At 74.4% G+C, this 17652-nt stretch carries 13 protein-coding genes; 11 read left to right on the forward strand and 2 right to left on the reverse strand.

Translation table 11 applies throughout. From position 1 onward, the window contains the following. Nucleotides 1-111: 111 nt before the first annotated feature. From Sdagh_RS05560 to Sdagh_RS05575, 4 genes are all read left to right on the forward strand, one after another. Nucleotides 112-1599, forward strand: coding sequence for a Y4yA family PLP-dependent enzyme (locus Sdagh_RS05560; RefSeq protein WP_370594863.1), 1488 nt, complete (start codon nt 112-114; stop codon nt 1597-1599). Next, the gene (locus tag Sdagh_RS05565; protein WP_226534621.1) at nt 1596-2936 is read left to right on the forward strand and encodes a pyridoxal-phosphate dependent enzyme; all 1341 of its coding nucleotides are present in this window, start codon (nt 1596-1598) and stop codon (nt 2934-2936) included. The genes Sdagh_RS05560 and Sdagh_RS05565 overlap by 4 nt, the downstream gene beginning before the upstream one ends. Nucleotides 2937-2941: 5 nt before the next feature. Further along, nucleotides 2942-4111, forward strand: coding sequence for an aminotransferase class V-fold PLP-dependent enzyme (locus tag Sdagh_RS05570; protein ID WP_226534624.1), 1170 nt, complete (start codon nt 2942-2944; stop codon nt 4109-4111). Nucleotides 4112-4189: 78 nt separating this feature from the next. Beyond that, entirely contained in the window at nt 4190-4957 is a 768-nt protein-coding gene (locus Sdagh_RS05575) for a class I SAM-dependent methyltransferase (RefSeq protein WP_189420747.1), read from the forward strand. Between the two features lie 24 nt (nt 4958-4981). On the opposite strand, the gene aztA is transcribed toward Sdagh_RS05575, so the two are convergent. Then, the gene (aztA, locus tag Sdagh_RS05580) at nt 4982-5725 is read right to left on the reverse strand and encodes a zinc ABC transporter ATP-binding protein AztA (RefSeq protein ID WP_190010877.1); all 744 of its coding nucleotides are present in this window, start codon (nt 5723-5725) and stop codon (nt 4982-4984) included. A 15-nt stretch (nt 5726-5740) separates the two neighbouring features. Here aztA and aztB point away from each other — a divergent pair, with 15 nt between their 5' ends. The 7 genes from aztB to Sdagh_RS05615 all read left to right on the forward strand — a co-directional run bounded on the left by aztB (nt 5741) and on the right by Sdagh_RS05615 (nt 16095). Then, the gene (aztB, locus tag Sdagh_RS05585; protein ID WP_190078493.1) at nt 5741-6595 is read left to right on the forward strand and encodes a zinc ABC transporter permease AztB; all 855 of its coding nucleotides are present in this window, start codon (nt 5741-5743) and stop codon (nt 6593-6595) included. A 21-nt stretch (nt 6596-6616) separates the two neighbouring features. Further along, a complete protein-coding gene (locus Sdagh_RS05590) occupies nt 6617-7858 on the forward strand; it encodes a hypothetical protein (protein ID WP_190010879.1) in 1242 nt (413 codons plus the stop codon). After that, the gene (gene aztC / locus Sdagh_RS05595; RefSeq protein ID WP_189420739.1) at nt 7855-8832 is read left to right on the forward strand and encodes a zinc ABC transporter substrate-binding protein AztC; all 978 of its coding nucleotides are present in this window, start codon (nt 7855-7857) and stop codon (nt 8830-8832) included. The genes Sdagh_RS05590 and aztC overlap by 4 nt, the downstream gene beginning before the upstream one ends. Nucleotides 8833-8923: 91 nt before the next feature. Further along, nucleotides 8924-10123, forward strand: a complete 1200-nt coding sequence (gene aztD / locus Sdagh_RS05600; RefSeq protein WP_190078492.1) for a zinc metallochaperone AztD — start codon at nt 8924-8926, stop codon at nt 10121-10123. A gap of 158 nt (nt 10124-10281) precedes the next feature. Then, a complete protein-coding gene (locus Sdagh_RS05605; RefSeq protein ID WP_190078491.1) occupies nt 10282-11271 on the forward strand; it encodes a hypothetical protein in 990 nt (329 codons plus the stop codon). Between the two features lie 46 nt (nt 11272-11317). Beyond that, entirely contained in the window at nt 11318-13159 is a 1842-nt protein-coding gene (locus tag Sdagh_RS05610; RefSeq protein WP_189420736.1) for an HSP90 family protein, read from the forward strand. A gap of 2 nt (nt 13160-13161) precedes the next feature. Then, nucleotides 13162-16095, forward strand: coding sequence for an ATP-binding protein (locus tag Sdagh_RS05615; protein ID WP_190078490.1), 2934 nt, complete (start codon nt 13162-13164; stop codon nt 16093-16095). A gap of 27 nt (nt 16096-16122) precedes the next feature. Here Sdagh_RS05615 and Sdagh_RS05620 read toward each other — a convergent pair whose 3' ends face one another. After that, nucleotides 16123-17574 (reverse strand): amidase, encoded by a 1452-nt coding sequence (locus tag Sdagh_RS05620; protein ID WP_190078489.1) that lies wholly within the window; start codon nt 17572-17574, stop codon nt 16123-16125. Nucleotides 17575-17652: the final 78 nt, after the last annotated feature.

Raw genomic sequence — 17652 nt, forward strand, 5'->3', positions numbered from 1 at the left:
CGCGGCCCGTGCGAAACGGGGGCTTAGCGGCGCGTCCAGATGGAAACGATGATCGAGAGCGGTTGTCGTGACAACGGGACGACGGCCGGCCGATGTGGGGAGGGTACCCAAGTGAAGGACGCGCCCTTGTACTTGCGGCCGCGGGTGGCACCGCCACTCGCCTCGCTGCTGGGGGACGTGCCGTTCCTGCACTCACTGGTGGACGCGCTGGGCTCACCGCTGAACGTGCTGCTGCCGGAGGCGGTCGCCGGCAACGCCGAGCGGTTCCGCGCCGTCTACCGCCGCCACCGGCTCGCCGGGCGGGTGTACTTCGCCCACAAGGCGAATCGTTCCAGCGCGCTGGTGCGCAGGCTGGCCGCGTGCGACCCGGCCGCGGTGGGGATCGACGTGGCCTCCCTGGCGGAGCTGCGGCACGCGCTGGGGGCCGGCTTCACCGGCGACCGGATCATGGCCACCGGCCCCAAGGACCGGGAGTTCCTGTGGCTGGCCGCCCGGACCGGCGCGACGGTGAACCTGGACTCGCCCGGCGAACTGGAACTCCTGGCCGGGCTGGTCCGCGAACACGGGCTCGGCACGGTCGACGTGCTGGCCCGGCTGTCGGGCTTCGAGGCGGACACCGCGCTGGGCGCCGGCACCCGGGTGCTGTCCCGCCGCAGCCGGTTCGGCACCCCGGTCGCCGAGGCGGACGCCCTGTGGGACGCGCTGGAACGGCACGCCGACGTCGTACGGCTGACCGGCCTCGCCTACCACCTGGACACCACCGGGCTGGAGGAGAAGGCACGCGCCCTGGAGCGGTGCGTGCTGCTGATGGACGAGTGCCGCGCCCGTGGTTTCGCGCCGCGCGCCGTCGACATCGGCGGCGGTTTCGGGGTCGGTTACGTCGAGGACGCCGCGGAGTGGGAGCGGTGGACCACCGCGCTGACCGAGGCGGTGCTCGGCACCCGCCCGCCGCTGACCTGGCGCGGGCACGGCTACGGTCTGCGCAACGAGGGCGGCACGGTCCGGGGTTCGGCCGCGCTCTACCCCGCCCACCGGCCGGTCGCCGGCCCCGGCTACCTGGACGAGCTGCTCACCCGCCCCGCCCCGGCACTGGGCCGCTCGCCCGCCACCCTGCTCCTGGAGCACCTGCACGACCTCCACATCGAGCCGGGCCGCGCCCTCGTCGACCAGTGCGGCCTGTCGCTGGCCCGGGTCCTCGACGTACGGCCCGCCGAGGACGGCCGGCACCTGGTGCGCCTCGGCATGAACGCCGGGGACGTCAGCCTGGAGGAGCACGGCGTCCTGGTGGACCCGGTGCTGCTGCCCCGTGCCCCGGCCGGCGGGCCGGAGGAGCCCGCCGGGGTGTACCTGGTGGGCAACCTCTGTCTGGAGGCCGACCTGATCACCCGCCGGCTGGTCTTCCTGCCCCGGCTGCCGCGCGCCGGGGACGCGCTGGCCTTCGTCAACACCGCCGGGTACGCGATGGACTTCCACGCCCACCGCGCCCAGCGGCAGCCGGTCGCACGGACGGTGGCGGCCGTCCGGGAAGGCGGGTCCTGGCGCTGGTGCCTGGACGAGGACTACTGGCCCATCTCGCACCCAGGGGGAGTTTCGTCATGAGGTACGACAGCATCACGGAGGCCATCGGTAATACGCCGTTGGTGCGGATCGATCCGGGTGTGCATGGTCTGCGGAATGTGGATCTGTTCGCGAAGCTGGAGATGTTGAATCCGTTCGGGTCGGTGAAGGACCGTCCGGCGTGGCACATGGTGCGTCCGTTGCTGGAGGGGGCGGCGGGTGGCGGTGGGGGTGGTGGTGGTTCGACGGTGGTGGAGTTGTCGAGTGGGAACACGGCGAAGGCTCTGGCGTTGCTGGCGGGGATGCACGGGCTGGGGTTTCGCAGTGTGACGAACCGGATGCGGGTGCCGGAGGTCAAGGAGCTGCTGCTGTTGCTGGGGGCGGAGATCGAGGAGTTGCCGGGGCAGAGCGAGTGTCTTGATCCGATGGATTCGGATGATCCGTTGACGCGTTTCCACCGGGCGTTGTCGGAGCCGGGGAGCCGGTTTCTGCATACGGATCAGTATTTCAATCCGTTGAATGTGGAGGCGCATGCGGTGGGGACGGGTCCGGAGATCGTGAAGGATCTGGAGGGGCGGGTTCCGGACTGGTTCGTGGCGTGTGTGGGGACGGCGGGGTCGTCGACGGGGGTGGCGCGGGTGTTGCGGGAGCATGATCCGGGGGTGCGGGTGCTGGGTCTGGTGGCGGAGAAGTCGGATTTCGTGCCGGGGATCCGGACGATCGACGAGGTGCGTGGGGTGGGGTTGTTCGATCCGGGGACGTATGACGTGTTGGCGTCGGTGTCGTCGGGGGAGGCGATCGAGGGGATGGTGACGCTGATCCGGCGGTGTGGGGTGTTGTCGGGTCCGACGGGGGGTGGGGCGTATTTCGGTGCGGTGCGTCATCTGCGGGCGGTGGACGAGGAGTTGGAGGGGTCGGGTCGTCGGGAGACGGCGGTGTTCATCGTGTGTGACCGGGCGGAGAGTTATCTGAGTTATGTGCGGCAGCGTCGTCCGGATCTGGTGGGGCGGGTGCGGCGTGGGCCGGATGTGTCGGAGGTGTCGGTGGCGGGGGTGCGGACGGTGGGGGTGGGGGAGGCCCGGGAGTGGCTGGCGTCGGGTGTTCCGCGTCCGTTGGTGGTGGATCTGCGGGGGCCGCGTGCTTTTGGGGCGTTGCATATCGAGGGGTCGGTGAACATCGTGGACGAGGTGTTCGAGGAGTTGGTGCGGGGCGGGTTGCCGTTCAGCAAGTCGGTGCCGGTGCTGCTGGCGTGTCCGGTGGGGGAGAAGTCGGTGCGGTACGCGGCGTTGTTGTCGGGGCTGGGGCATCCGGATGTGCGGAGTCTGGAGGGCGGGATCGTGGCGTGGCGGGACGCGGGCGCACCACTGGTACGGGAGTGAACCCCGTGGAGCGGAGGGCGCAGTTCCCGATCCTGGCCGCCCATCCGGAACTGGTGTACTTCGACAGTGCCGCCACCGCGCAGAAACCGCAGGCGGTGCTGGACGCCGTGCAGACGTATCTGACGACGGCCAACGCCAACGCGGGCCGGGGCACCTACCCGTGGGCCAACCGGACCACCGAACTCGTCGAACGGACCCGGCGGCGCGTCAAGGAGTTCCTCGGCGACCCCCGGCCCGAGCGGTCCACCGTCCACTTCACCAGCGGGACGACCGAAGGGCTGCGCATCGTCGCCCGCGACTGGCTGGTCCCGCTGCTGACGGACGGGGACGAGATCCTCGTACCGTTCGCCGACCACCGGGCGAACCTGGAACCCTGGCAGGAGGCCCGGCGGCTGCTGGCCGAGCGCGGGGTGGCGGTGACGCTGCGGGCACTGCCGTACCAGGCGGCCTCCGGTGACTACGACCACCGGGCGCTGGCCGAGGCGGTCGGCCCCCGGACGCGGTTCGTCGCCGCCACCCACGTCCACCACGTGTACGGCGGCGACATGAACGTCCACCGGCTGCGGGCGGCGGTCGGCCCCGGCGTGCCGATCTGCCTGGACGCGGCCCAGAGCGTCGGCCACCTCCCGGTCGACGTCGGCCACCCGGACCTCGACGTCGACTTCGTGGTGTTCTCCGGGCACAAGGCGATGGCGCTGCCCGGCACCGGAGCGGTGTGGGCGCGCAACACCCGGGGGCCGGAACTGCGGCCGGCCGGCTGGGCCGGCACGCCGAACACGGTGGGCATCGTGTCGCTGCTGGCCGCCCTGGACTGGCTGGAGTCCGCCGGGGTGGACCGGATCGCCCGGCACGCCGTGCGGCTGGCCACCCGCCTCACCGACCGGCTCCGGCGGCTCGACGCCTACGAGATCGAGGGGTGCCAGGCCAGTCTCGCCGCCGATTCCGCGCTCGGCGAGGGACAGCGGCGGCAGGGCATCGTCACCTTCCGGCACCGGGAGATCCCCTCCGACGACCTCGGGTTCATCCTCTTCAGCCACGGGTTCATGGTCCGGGCCGACAGCCTGTGCCAGGCGGGCGCGGACGAGAAGGACGGCGTCGTACGGGTGAGCCTGCACGTCTACAACACGGAGGAGGAGATCGACCGCCTGCTGGCCGTACTCGAGTCATTGGCATGAAGAGCCACCGGACGACCGTCCCCTCCGTGGCCCGCGCGGCGGTCGCGGCGGAGGAGACGGAAGGGGTGGCGCGACCGGATGGGCGTGGGCATGGAGACGGCCGGGACGTGGGTGGAGCGCTGGGAGCGGCAGCAGCAGCGGTACGCGGTCGACCGCGAGGAGCGGTTCACCGTGATCTCCGATGTCGTGGAGCACCTCTGCGCCGGCCGCGCCCGGCCGCTCCTGCTCGACCTGGGCTGCGGGCCGGGTTCGCTGTCCGCGCGGCTCGCCCGGCGGCTGCCGGACGCGGAGATCGTCGCCGTCGACATGGACCCCGTCCTGCTGGAACTGGGACGGACGCACCACGCCGACGCCGCGCGGTACGTGGAGGCGGTCATCGGGGAGGAGGGCTGGACGGACGCCCTCGGGCTCTGCCGCGCCCTGGACGTGGCCGTCTCGACGACCGCCCTGCACTACCTCCCCGCGCCCGTCCTGGCGCGGATCTACCGCACCCTCGGGGCGCTGCTCCGGCCCGGCGGTGCACTGGTCAACGGGGACCACTTCCCGCCGGACGTGGGGTTCTGCTCCGACCTGACGGCCCATGTGGGGCGGTGCCGGGCCGAGCGGGCCGGTGACCACGGCCACGAGGACTGGGAGTCCTGGTGGCGGGCGGTGGCGGCCGAGCCCGAACTGGCGGACCTCTTCGCGCGCCGGGAGCGGAGCCGGCCGGCCGCCGGCGGTGGTGGCGGCAACCGGCACCTGTCCGTGCGCCGCCACGCCGAGCTGCTGCGGCGGGCGGGCTTCCGGCATGTCACGCCGGTGTGGCAGGTCGGGGACAGCCGCGTCCTCGTGGCCGTCAAGGGCTGAGCGGGGCCCCGGCCGCCGCGACCGTCACAGCGGCTGCCAGATCCGGGCCAGCGCCGCCGTGGTGAGGACGTCGTCCGGCCGGCCCCGCCCGGCGAGGTGGCCCTCGCGCAGCAGGAGGCAGGTGTCCGCCGCGCGGGCCGCCCCGAGGTCGTGCGTCGCCTGGACGACCGTCACACCGTCGGCGACGAGGCCCGTCAGCAGGGCGCCGATGCGGTCCCTGGCCTCCGGGTCGAGTCCCGTGGTCGGCTCGTCCAGCAGCAGCAGGTCGGACTCCTGGGCCAGCCCCTGCGCGATCAGGGCGCGCTGCCGCTGGCCGCCGGACAGCTCGCCGAGCTGGCGGGCGGCGAGGTCGCCGATGCCGAGCCGGTCGAGCGCGGCGTCCACCGTCGCGCGGTCCCGCCGGGTCAGCCGGCGCCACGGCCCCCGCTCGCCCCAGCGCCCCATCTCCACCGTCTGCCGGACGGTGAGCGGCAGGGCGTCCCCGACCGCCCCGCGCTGCGGAACGAAGGCGGGCGGCCGGCCTCCGTGGTGGCGCAGCTCACCGGATGTCGGGCGGATCACACCGGCCAGCACCCCGAGCAGGGTCGACTTGCCGCTGCCGTTCGGACCGACCAGCGCGGTGGTCGCCAACCCCGGTATCTCCGCGCTGAGTCGACGCAGGACGGGGCGGCCCGGGTAGCCGGCGCAGAGTCCGGTGAAGCGCACCCGTGCGGCACGTTCCGTGGGCGGGGGCGGCACGGAGGCCGGTTCTTTGAACATGATTTTCATTGTAGTGTCTTTGCCATGGAGTGGTTGACGGCCCCCTTCGAGGTGTCCTTCGTGCAACGTGCCCTGTGGGGCGGGTTCCTGGTGTCCGCGATCTGCGCACTGGCCGGTACCTGGGTGGTGCTCAGGGGAATGGCCTTCCTCGGTGACGCCATGTCCCACGGGCTGCTGCCGGGGGTGGCGCTGGCCGCGCTGTCCGGCGGCAACCTGATGGTGGGGGCGGTGGCCAGCGCGGCCGTCATGACGGCGGGCGTCACGGCGCTCGGCCGCACCCCCCGGCTGTCCCAGGACACCGGCATCGGGCTGCTGTTCGTCGGCATGCTCTCGCTCGGCGTCATCATCGTGTCGCGGTCGCAGTCCTTCGCGGTCGACCTGACCGGGTTCCTCTTCGGCGACGTCCTCTCCGTACGGCAGCGGGACCTGTATCTGCTGGGCGCGGCCCTGCTGGTGGCGCTGGCCGTCGCGGCCCTCGGCCACCGGGCCTTCCTCGCCCTCACCTTCGACGCCCGCAAGGCCCGCACCCTGGGGCTGCGCCCGCGCCTCGCGCACGCCGTCCTGCTCGGGCTGCTGGGCCTCGCGATCGTCGCCTCCTTCCACATCGTGGGGACGCTGCTGGTGCTGGGGCTGCTCATCGCGCCCCCGGCGACGGCCCTGCCGTGGGCGCGCGGCGTGCGCGGGGTGATGGTCCTGGCCGCGCTCCTCGGCGCCGGCGCCACGTTCGGCGGGCTGCTGCTCTCCTGGCACCTGGGCACCGCCGCCGGGGCGACCGTCGCGGCCCTCGCGGTGAGCCTGTTCTTCCTCTCCCACCTGGCGTCCGGCCTGCGGCACCGCCGTCCCCGCCCCGCGCCCGTCCCCGCCCCCGAAGCCCACTGAAAGAAGCCTGAGGCGATCGTCATGACCGTCCGAAGAAACGTCACTCCCCGGGCCGCGGCCGCCCTCGCGCTCACCGGACTGCTCGCCACGGGCTGCTCGGCGGGCCAGGGCGGCGACAACGACCCGCGCCCGGCGGCGAGTTCCCCGTCCGTCACTCCGCACGGATACGTGGAGGGCGCGCGGGAGGCCGCCGAGCAGCAGTCCCGTCTGCTGCTCAACGACCCCGTGAGCGGAGACACCCGGGTGCTCGACCTCATCACCGGCGAGGCACACCGGACCGCCCGGGTGGCGGACGCCGTCCGGCTGGACACGGACGGGCGGTTCGGCCACCTCCACACCGCCGCCGGCACGCGGGTGCTCGACAGCGGCGCCTGGACGGTGGACCACGGCGACCACGTCCACTACTACAGCGCCGCGATACGCGACGTGGGCGAGTTCCCCGCGAGCGGCGGGGCGCAGGTGCGCGGCGACGGCTCCGTGACGGTCGTGACCGGCGCGGACGGCAGGGCCGCCCGCTACGACCGGGCGGACCTGGAGCAGGGCGGGATCGCCGCCCCCCGCGCCCTGCCCGGCACGTACACCGGCCCCGTCGTCCCGTACGAGGAGCACCTGCTCGCCCTCACCGACGAGGACGGCACTGCGCGGCTCACCGTGCTCGACCGCGAGGGGCGGCGCGTCACGGCTCCCGACGCCGAGTGCGAGGCACCGCGCGGCGACGCCGTCACCCGGCGCGGCCTGGTCCTCGGCTGCGCGGACGGCGCGCTGCTCGTCCACGCGGAGGGCGGCGCCTTCACCGCCGAGAGGATCCCCTACGACGGTGCCGTACCGGAGCGGGAGCGGGCCGCCGCCTTCCGGCAGCGGCCCGGCAGCGACACCCTCACCGCGCCGGCCGGTGCCGACGCCGTCTGGGTCCTCGACGTCACCGAGAAGACCTGGACCCGGGTGGAGACCGGCCCGGTCGTCGCCGCCAACACCGCCGGCGAGGGCTCCCCGTTGCTCGTCCTGGAGACCGACGGCGCCCTGCACGGCTACGACATCGCCACCGGGGAGCGCACCGCCAGGACGAAAACACTGCTGACCGGGGGGAAACCCGCCGCGAAGGGCTCCGCCGCGCCCGTCGTCGAGGTCGACCGCAGCCGCGCCTACGTCAACGACCCGGAGGGCAAGCGGGTGTTCGAGATCGACTACAACGACGGACTGCGCGTCGCCCGCTCCTTCGACCTGGACATCGAGCCGGTCCTCATGGCGGAGACCGGACGATGAGCCGGCACCCGGTGAAGCGGCGGGCCCGTGCCGGCGCGACCCGGCTGCGCGGGCTGGTCGCGGGGCTGCTGACCCTCGTCACCGCCGTGACCGCCTCCGCCTGCGCCACCGGCGAGGAACGGCCCCGCGTCGTCGTCACCACCAACATCCTCGGCGACATCACCCGGGAGATCGTCGGCGCCGAGGCCGAGGTCACCGTCCTGATGAAACCCGACGCCGATCCGCACTCCTTCGGCCTGTCGGCGGTGCAGGCGGCCGAGCTGGAGCGCGCCGACCTCGTGATCTGCAACGGCCTCGGTCTGGAGGAGAACGTCCTGCGGCACGTGGACGCGGCCCGCGCGTCCGGCGTCGCCACCCTCGCGGTCGGCGACGCCGTCGACCCGCTCACCTTCCACGCGTCCGACGACGGCGGCCCCGCCGACGCGGCGGGCCAGGCCGATCCGCACTTCTGGACCGACCCCGACCGGGTGCGCAAGGCCACCGGCCTGATAGCCGACCAGGTGATCGAGCACGTGCACGGCGTGGACGGCACCGCGATCCGCGCCAACGCCGACCGCTACGACGCCGAACTCGCCGACCTCACCGCCTGGATGGAGAAGTCCTTCGACCGCATCCCCGAGGACGACCGGGCCCTGGTGACCAATCACCACGTCTTCGGCTACCTCGCCGACCGCTTCGGTTTCCGGGTGATCGGCGCGGTCGTCCCCAGCGGCACCACGCTCGCCTCCCCCAGCTCCGCCGACCTGAAGTCGCTCACCGAGGCGATGGAGGACGCCGGCGTGCGCACCGTGTTCGCCGACTCCTCCCAGCCCACCCGGCTGGCCGAGGTGCTGCGCACCGAGCTGGACGACCGGGTCCGCGTCGTCCGGCTGTACTCGGAGTCGCTCACCGCGAAGGGCGGCGGCGCCGACACCTACCTGCGGATGATGCGCGCCAACACCACCGCCATGACCGACGGCCTCACCGGCGCCTGAACCCCCTGCCCCACCGGACACCGGCCACTCCGGCCGGGTCCCGCACCTGTCCCCATGCCGCCGTCGGGCGGCGCGGAAAGGAACCACACCGATGAACAAGCCGATACGCGGCAGAGCCCTCCCGGCCACCGCCCTCACCCTCGCCCTGGCCACCGCGCTGACCGCCTGCGGGGGCGACGACTCCGCCTCCGGCGCCCGGGCCTCGGCCACCGCGAGCACCACACCCGCCGCGAAGGTCACCGACCCGCTCGTCGCCACCTTCGACGGCGGCCTGTACGTCCTGGACGGCGAGACCCTGAAGCTGACGAAGACCATCGAGCTGCCCGGGTTCAACCGGGTCAACCCGGCCGGCGACGAGGACCATGTCATCGTCTCCACCGACAGCGGCTTCCGGGTCCTGGACGCGACCGGACAGACCCTGACCGGCATCGAGTACCCGGGCGCCAAGCCCGGCCACGTCGTCCGCCACGCCGGGAAGACCGTGCTGTTCACCGACGGCACCGGCGAGGTCAACGTCTTCGACCCGGCCGACCTGAGCAGCGGCACGAAGCCCGAGGGACGCACGTACACCACCGCCGAGGCGCACCACGGCGTCGCCATCGAACTGGCCGGCGGTGACCTGCTCACCACCCTCGGCACCGAGGAGAAGCGCACCGGCGCCCTGGTGCTGGACGAGAACGACAAGGAGATCGCGCGGAACGAGGACTGCCCCGGCGTCCACGGCGAGGCCGCGGCCCGGAACGAGGCCGTCGCCGTCGGCTGCGAGGACGGCGTACTCCTGTACAAGGACGGGAAGTTCACCAAGATCGACGCCCCGGACGACTACGGCCGCATCGGCAACCAGGCCGGCAGCGACACCTCCCCGGTCCTGCTCGGCGACTACAAGACCGACCCGGACGCCGAGCTGGAGCGGCCCACCCGTATCTCCCTCATCGACACCGAGAAGGCGAAGCTGACCCTGGTCGACCTGGGCACCAGCTACTCGTTCCGGTCGCTGGCCCGCGGCCCGGAGGGCGAGGCGCTCGTCCTCGGCACCGACGGCGCGCTCCGGGTGATCGACCCGGCGACCGGCGACATCGAGCGGAAGATCCCCGCCGTGGGCGCGTGGCAGGAGCCGCTGGACTGGCAGCAGCCCCGGCCCACCCTCTTCGTCCGCGGTGACACCGCCTACGTCTCCGAACCCGCCGAGAAGGCCCTGCACGCCATCGACCTGACCACCGGGAAGAAGACCACCTCGGTCACCCTGCCGGAGCGCACCAACGAACTGTCCGGCGTCGTCGCCGGCCACTGATCCGCGTACGTCCCTCCCGCCCCCGCGGCCCGGTCACACGGGCCCCGGGGGCTTCGGCGCCCAGCCGTGAAGTCCCCGTGAAAACCCTGTGGATGTGATGTCGGCGGTGCCGCTTATGCTGCACCCGATGATCACGCGGGACCAGGGGAGGACGCGGCATGTTCGGCAAGCTGTTCGGCAGGGGCGGGGAGAGACCGGCGGCGGACCCGCACGCCCTTCCCGTCCCGCACAGACAGAGGAACGGCACCTATCCGCTGCGGGCGCTCGGCGACCGGCGGGTGCTCGCCCTGGTCGAGGCGGCCGGCGCCGGTGACTGGGAGGCCGTCAAGGCCGCCCTCGCCCCCTTCGACCCCGGCCGCGACCACCAGGTGCTCAACCAGCTCGCCGACCTCGACGGCGTGCAGGACTGGATCGGCCGCGCCGTCGAGGAGGACAAGGAGCACCGGGCGACGGCCCTGCTCGTCTCCGGCGCCCGGCACATCAGCTGGGGCTGGGAGGCCCGTACCGCCGCGCGCGCCGCCGACGTGACACGGGAGCAGTGGCAGACCTTCCACGAACGCCTCGACCTCGCCGAGGAGCAGCTCTTCCTCGCCGCCGAGCTGCGCCCCGAGTGGATCACCCCGTGGCGCTGCCTGCTCACCTCCGGCCGCGGCATGTCACTGGGCGCCGCCGTCAACGAGACCCGGCGGGACGCCGCCCTGCGCCGCGACCCGCTGGACCTGGAGACGCACATCGAGTGGGTGTCACAGCTGCAGCCCCGCTGGGGCGGGGAGCCCGGGCAGGCCCTGGCCTTCGCCCAGGAGGCCGCCGCCCGCGCCCCGGAGGGGCACCGCCTCGGCTGCGTCCTCGCCACCGCGTACATCGAGGAGTGGGTCGAGTCCGAGCGCGGTGACTTCCTGGAGACCGACGAGATCCGGGCCCGGCTCCGGGAAGCGGCGGACCGCAGCATCCTGCACCCCGCCCACCGGCGCAGCCCCGGCTGGCAGCGCGACTTCGGCACCTTCGCCATGGCCCTGTCCCTCGCCGGGGAGCGCCACACCGTCCGCCGGGTCTTCCGGGCGCTCGACGGCGCCTACCCCGGCGGCTGGCCGTGGCAGTACTTCGCGGACCCCGAGAAGCAGTTCGCCCGCTTCCAGCGCCGCGCCTGACCCGCACGCCCCCCGCCGCCCGCCCACCTCACCCCCGGACCGTCCGATGACCCAGCCCGTCACCCCCGCGCCCGCCGCCGACCGCACCTTCCAGGTCGACCTGCGCGGTCTCGTCGACCTCCTCTCCCACCACCTCTACTCCAGCCCCCGCGTCTACCTCCGCGAACTCCTCCAGAACGCGGTGGACGCGCTGACCGCCCGGCACACCCTGGAACCCGACGCCCCCGCCGGCGCCTTCGGCGTCCGCCTGTACGCCGACGGTTCGGCGGTCCGCGTCGAGGACGACGGCGTCGGCCTCACCGAGGCCGACGTGCACACCTTCCTCGCCACCATCGGCCGCAGCAGCAAGCGCGCCGAGCAACTCGCCGAGAAGCGCGGCGACTTCATCGGCCAGTTCGGCATCGGCCTGCTCTCCTGCTTCCTCGTCGCCGACGAGATCCACGTCGTCAGCCGCTCCGCCCGCACCCCCGGCGCCCCCGCCGTCGAGTGGCGGGGCCGCGGCGACGGCAGCTACACCGTCCGGACCCTCCCCGCCGGGGCCCGCACCCGGCCCGGCACCACCGTCACCCTCACCCCCCGCGCCGACGCGGGCGAGTGGACCCGCCCGGCCCAGGTCCACGCCCTCGCCCGCCACTTCGGCTCGCTGCTGCGCCACCCGGTCACCTTCTCCGACGTCCTCGACGGCACCGGCGCGCCGGTGAACCCCGAGCCGGCCCCCTGGGCGCGCACGTACCCCACCCCGGGCGCCCGCTCCCGCGCGCTGGCCGCGTACGGCGCGGAGGTCTTCGGTTTCACCCCGCTGGACACCATCGAACTGGACCTGCCCGCCGTCGGCCTGAAGGGCATCGCCTGCGTGCTGCCCGACACCGTCCCGGCCGGCCGCCGCCACGGCCACCGCGTCCACGTCAAGGGCATGCTCCTGTCCGAACAGGCCGAGGAGATCCTGCCCGAGTGGGCGTTCTTCGTCCGCTGCGTGATCGACGCCGAGAGCCTGCGCCCCACGGCCTCCCGCGAGTCCCTCTACGAGGACGACACCCTCGCCGCCGTCCGCGAGGCCCTCGCCGAACGGCTGCGCGCCTGGATCGCCCGCGCCGCCGCCAGCGACCCCGACCTGCTCGGCCGCTTCCTTCAGGTCCACCACCTCGCCGTGAAGTCCCTCGCCGTGCACGACGACGAGATCCTGCGGATGCTGCTGCCCTGGCTGCCGTTCGAGACCACCGACGGCCACACCACCCTCGACGAGTTCGCCCGCACCCACCGCACCGTGCTCGTGACCTCCAGCGTGGAGGAGTTCCGGCAGATAGCCGCCATCGCCTCCGCCGCGGGCCTCGGCGTCGTCAACGGCGGCTACACCTACGACCGCGAACTCGTCCACCGGCTGCCCGAGATCCGCCCCGAGGCCACCGTCGCCGACCTCGACCCGGCCACCCTCACCGCCCATCTCGACCCCGTGGACCGGGAGACCGAACTCGCCGCCGCGCCCTACCTCGCCCTCGCCCGCGACACCCTCGCCGTCTTCGACTGCGACGTCGCCCTGCGCACCTTCCAGCCCGCCTCCGCGCCCGCCCTGCTCATGGACAGCCGCGAGGCCCGGCACGAGCGCACCCGCTCCCGGCTCGCCCGCGAGCAGGAGGGCGGCCTGTGGGGCGACATCCTCGGCGCCCTGCGCCAGGAGGCACCCCGCGCCCAGCTCATCCTCAACCAGCTCAACCCGCTGGTCCGCGCCGCCGTCGCCATCGAGGAACCCGAACTGGCCCGCACCAGCGCCGAAGCCCTCTACGGACAGGCCGCGATGCTGTCCCGGCGCCCGCTCAGGCCCGCCGAGTCGAGCCTGATCAACCGCTCCTTCCTCGACCTTCTCGCCCACGCCCTGCGCAAGGACAGCTGACGATGCCCACCCCCGCCCCGCCCCGGACCACGGACGAGCTGTACGAGGCACTCCGGGAGAACGACCGCCGCCCCTACGGCCGCCCCCGCACCGTCACCGCCGAGGAACTCGTCGACGCCGCCGAGCGGTTCGAGCAACCCGTCCCGCTCGTCCACGCCCTCCTCGAACTCCAGGAGGCGTACACCTACGGTTCCGAACCCCGGAAGTCGCCCGTCGTCTTCGCCCGGCTGCTCACCCTCTTCGACGAGCGGCCCGGCCTCTTCGACGACCGCCTGCGCCACACCCTGTTCTGGCGGTTCAAGTGGGTCGCGAACGCCCTGCTCGCCCTGCCCGAGGTCCCGCTGACCGGCCTGCGCCAGTGGCTCACCGAGATGCGCGACCGCTACGAGAAGGCCGGCCTCGGCCTCCAGCCGTACTATGGACAGGCGTACCAGCTCGCCGCCCACCTCGGTGAGGACACCACCGCCGCCTACGAGCTGTGGGCGGGCCGCACCCGCACCCCGCTCAGCGACTGCGAGGCATGCGAGACCTGCGAGCGCGCCCGCCACCACCTCGCGGCCGGCGACGACGAGCGGGCGCTGGCCGTCTGGGAACCGGTCCTCGCCGGCCAGGAGTCCTGCCAGGAGGAACCGGCCCGTTCCGTGTCGTACGCGCTGCTGCCGCTCCTGCGCACCGGCCGCGCCGACCGGGCCCGCGCCCTGCACCTGGCGGGTTACCGCGGCTGCCGCCGCAACCCGTCGATGGCCGGGGAGGTCGGCCGCCACCTGGAGTTCTGCGCGCTCACCGGCAACGAGGCACGCGGCCTGGAACTCCTCGCGGAGAACCGCGCCCTGTTCGACGAGGTCGACTCGCCGCGCGACCTGCTCGACTTCCTCACCGGCGTCGAGGTGCTGCTCAGCCGCGTCGACCACCTCGGCCACGGCGAGCTGCCCGCCGCCGGCTACGCGGGCCGCGCCTGGACGGTGGCCGCCCTGCGCGCCGAGATACGGGGCCGCGCCGACGACCTCGCCGCCCGCTTCGACACCCGTAACGGCACCTCCGCCCACGCCGACCGCCGCCGCGCCCGGCTCGACCGGGAACCGCTGCTCGACGCGCTCGAACTGACCCTCCGGCCCCGCGCCCTGGACGACCTGGCCCCGGCCGCACCGCCCGCCGCGCCCGCCCCCCGGACCCGGCCGGACCTCCCCGAGCCGCTGCCCGAACTGATCCTCCGCGCCCGGGAACTGGACGAGCGCGGCGACCCGGACGCGCGGACCTGCTGGACCCGGCTGCGCGCCCTCGCCACCGCCCCCGGCTACACCCATCCCGACGACCCCGCCGTCGGCCCCCTCGTCCGGCTCCGCGCCGACCTGCTGGCCGACGAGGCGAACCGGGCCGGCGACCGGGACGACTTCGCCGTCGCCGCCGCCCTGCACGAGGAGGCCGCGGGCCTCTACGAGGACGCCGGGCGGCCCGGCGAGGCGGCGGTCTGCCGCGGCTGCGCGGAGCTGGCCACCGCCGAACTCCCCGCGCCTGACCCCGCGACGAAGACCGCCGCGCTGACCGCCGCCCACGCGGCCCTGGTCCGCCTGCACGAGGAGAACCCCGGCCTCGCCCCGCACCTGGAGGCCCGGCTGCTGCGGCTGCGGGCGACCGTGCTCGGGCTGCGCCTGCAGACCTCGGGCAGCCGGGGACACGTCGCGCCGGTCCTCGCCGAGGCGGAGCTGCTGCTCGACTTCGCCGGCCGGCACGGCATCGCCGCGCAGGTCTCCGGCGGTCTGCTGCTGCGGGCCAGTGCCCACGCCCTCGCCGGCGACCTGCCCGCCGCCGTCGCCGAGACCGACGCCCTCCTCGCCCGGCTCCGCGCGGACGGACCGGCCTGGCACCTGCCCCGCACCCTCGGCCTGCGCGGCCGGCTCCGGCTCGGCCTGGGCGATCCCGAGGCCGCCCACACCGATCTGACCGAGGCACTGCGGCTCGCCGCCGACCGGTCCGACGACGCGGTCGGCACCGCCCGCCTGCACGGCGACCTCGCCGAGGCGTGCATGCACCTCGGCCGCCCCGACGAGGCCCTGCGCCACCTGACCCGCTCGGCCGAGCTGGACCTGCGCGGCGGCAGCCGCACCGACGCCTTCCGCACCTACAGCAACGCGGCCCGGCTCAGCCTCGACCTGGGCCGGGTCGAGGACTGCATCGCGCTGCTCGACTCCCTGCTGGCCGAACCCGACGTCGCGGCCGGGGAGATGGACGACCGGCTCGTGGCCCAGCTGCGGCTGACCCGCGCCCGCGCGCTGCACACGGGCGACGACCTGAAGGCCGCCACCGCCGAGTTCGCCGCCCTCGCCGCCGAGTCGGCCGGCTGGGACGACGACCCCGGCAGCCACGCCATGATCGCCGCCGAGACGGCCGTACTCCTCGGCGAGTCGGGCGAGTTCGACCGGGCCCGGGAGGCCGTGGACCAGGCGATCGCCGCCCACGCCCGGGAGCCGCGCTACGAGCAGCTCAGCGGCTGCCTGCGCGAACTCGCCCGGCTCCAGGCCCAGCAGGAGGGAGCCGAGGGGCTGTCCGGCGCCCGAGCCTTCCTCTCCGACGCCGCCCGGATCGCCGACGAGGCCCGCGCGGCCGGGTACGAGGCCCACGGCCGTCCCCTGGACGCCGCCCTCGCCTACGAGCACGGCCGGGTCGACGCCTACGCCGGCGCGTACGAGGAGGCCCTCACCGCCCTGGAGCGGGCCCTCGGCCTGCTCGGCGAGCCGGAACCGGGGGAGCCGGGCCGGGCCGGCGAGTGGGCCGAGTGCGTCCGTCTCGCGGGCGCCGTCGAGGGCGTCTACCTGGAGCGCACCGACTCCGCGCTGGCCCGCCTCGACGCGGCCGTGGCCCGCCTCACCGCCCTCGGACAGGAGGAGCACACCGAACCCCTGACCGTCCTCGCGGCCCGGCTGCGCGACGAGCGGTGACACCGGGCGCCGCGGCGACCCCGCCGGTCAGCGGACCGCGGGGTCGCCCGCCCACACCGCGGGCGTACGGCCCGACCACGGGGCGGCCCGTTCGAGCTGCCCGGCCAGCCGGAAGAGACGGCCCTCCCGGCCGTACCCGGCGGCGAACTGCATCCCGACCGGCAGGCCCGTCCCGGCGTCCGCGACGACCGGCACGGACATGGCGGGCGTCCCCGCGACGTTGAACGCCGCGGTGAACGGCGACCGGTCGAAGAGGCGGTCGAGCCAGCCCGGCCCGTCCAGCTCCGCCACGCCCTCGGCGTAGGTGCCCAGCGGCACGGGCAGTTCCGGCAGGGTCGGGGTGAGCAGCACGTCGTAGGCGTCGAAGGACCGGGCCAGGCTCCGGGCCACCCGGTTGCGCATCCCGAGCGCGGTGACGAACTCGGTGCCGGTGACCTTCCGCCCGTGGCGGTAGCCGGCGAGGGTCGGCGGTTCGAGGGTGGTCGCGTCGACGGGCCGGCCGGTGGCGGCGGCCAGCTCGTCGATCTGGACGGCGAGCTGCGCCGTCCACTGGCGGACGCTGGCCAGCAGGAACTCCTCCCAGCCGACCCCGAGAGCGACCTCAGCCTCGCTCACCCGGTGACCGAGCGACTCCAGCAGGGAGACGGTCCGCGCGAGGGCGGCGGCCACCGGCGCGGTGGTGCGCCGGCCGCCCCAGGCGTGGGGGAGGACCCCGATCCTGAGCGCGCCCGGGTCCCGGGTGACCTCCCAGGCGTACGGCCGGGCCGGCTCCGGGGCGACGTAGGGGTCACCGGGCTCGGGGCCGCGGACCAGGTCGAGCAGGACCGCGCTGTCGCGCACGGTACGGCTGAGCGCGCCGTGCACGGCCAGGCCGTTGAAGATCTCGTCGAAGAACGGGCCCACCGAGATCCGGCCCCGGGTGGGCTTCAGCCCGAACAGCCCGTTGCAGGCGGCGGGTATGCGGATCGAACCGGCGGCGTCGGTGGCGTGGGCGAGCGGGACCACCCCGGCGGCGACGGCCGCGCCCGCGCCCCCGCTGGACCCGCCCGCGCTGCGCCCGGGGTCCCACGGGTTGCGGGTGGGGCCGTGCACCACCGGTTCGGTGGTGATGCCGTAGGCCAGTTCCGGTGTCGCGGTCCGGCCGAAGGTGACCAGGCCGGCCCGGCGGAAACGGCGCATCAGCGCGGAGTCGGCGCCCGGGACGTGACCGGCCGCGAGCCGGCTGCCCAGCTCCATGCGCCGCCCGGCCAGCGCGACGGCGATGTCCTTGATCAGAAAGGGCACCCCGGCCAGCGGGGCGCTGCCCGGGGCGGGCGCGTCGTCGGCCGGCCAGGTCTCCACGACCGCGTTGATCCGCGGTCCCACGGCCCGTTCGGCCTCGCGCGCGGCCGTCTCCACCTCGCCGGGGGTCACCTCGCCCCCGGCGATCAGTTCCGCGAGTCCGACCGCGTCGAAGGACACGTACTCGGTGAGTCTCACTGTCACTCCCGATGAGAGAGAACGATACCTGTGAGTCCCGAGTGATACCGAGCGGTATCACTCGGGACGGACTGGTAC

Origin of the sequence: Streptomyces daghestanicus (genome assembly GCF_020521275.1) — a bacterium.
Classification (GTDB): Bacteria; Actinomycetota; Actinomycetes; order Streptomycetales; family Streptomycetaceae; genus Streptomyces; species Streptomyces griseoviridis.

Bases quoted from the DNA above. Each gene is read 5' to 3' on its own strand.
- Sdagh_RS05565 (WP_226534621.1), top strand. From the start codon at position 1,596: ATGAGGTACGACAGCATCACGGAGGCCATCGGTAATACGCCGTTGGTG.
- Sdagh_RS05575 (WP_189420747.1), top strand. From the start codon at position 4,190: ATGGGCGTGGGCATGGAGACGGCCGGGACGTGGGTGGAGCGCTGGGAG.
- aztA (WP_190010877.1), bottom strand. From the start codon at position 5,725: ATGAAAATCATGTTCAAAGAACCGGCCTCCGTGCCGCCCCCGCCCACG.
- Sdagh_RS05615 (WP_190078490.1), top strand. From the start codon at position 13,162: ATGCCCACCCCCGCCCCGCCCCGGACCACGGACGAGCTGTACGAGGCA.
- Sdagh_RS05610 (WP_189420736.1), top strand. From the start codon at position 11,318: ATGACCCAGCCCGTCACCCCCGCGCCCGCCGCCGACCGCACCTTCCAG.
- Sdagh_RS05605 (WP_190078491.1), top strand. From the start codon at position 10,282: ATGTTCGGCAAGCTGTTCGGCAGGGGCGGGGAGAGACCGGCGGCGGAC.
- aztD (WP_190078492.1), top strand. From the start codon at position 8,924: ATGAACAAGCCGATACGCGGCAGAGCCCTCCCGGCCACCGCCCTCACC.
- Sdagh_RS05590 (WP_190010879.1), top strand. From the start codon at position 6,617: ATGACCGTCCGAAGAAACGTCACTCCCCGGGCCGCGGCCGCCCTCGCG.
- aztB (WP_190078493.1), top strand. From the start codon at position 5,741: ATGGAGTGGTTGACGGCCCCCTTCGAGGTGTCCTTCGTGCAACGTGCC.
- aztC (WP_189420739.1), top strand. From the start codon at position 7,855: ATGAGCCGGCACCCGGTGAAGCGGCGGGCCCGTGCCGGCGCGACCCGG.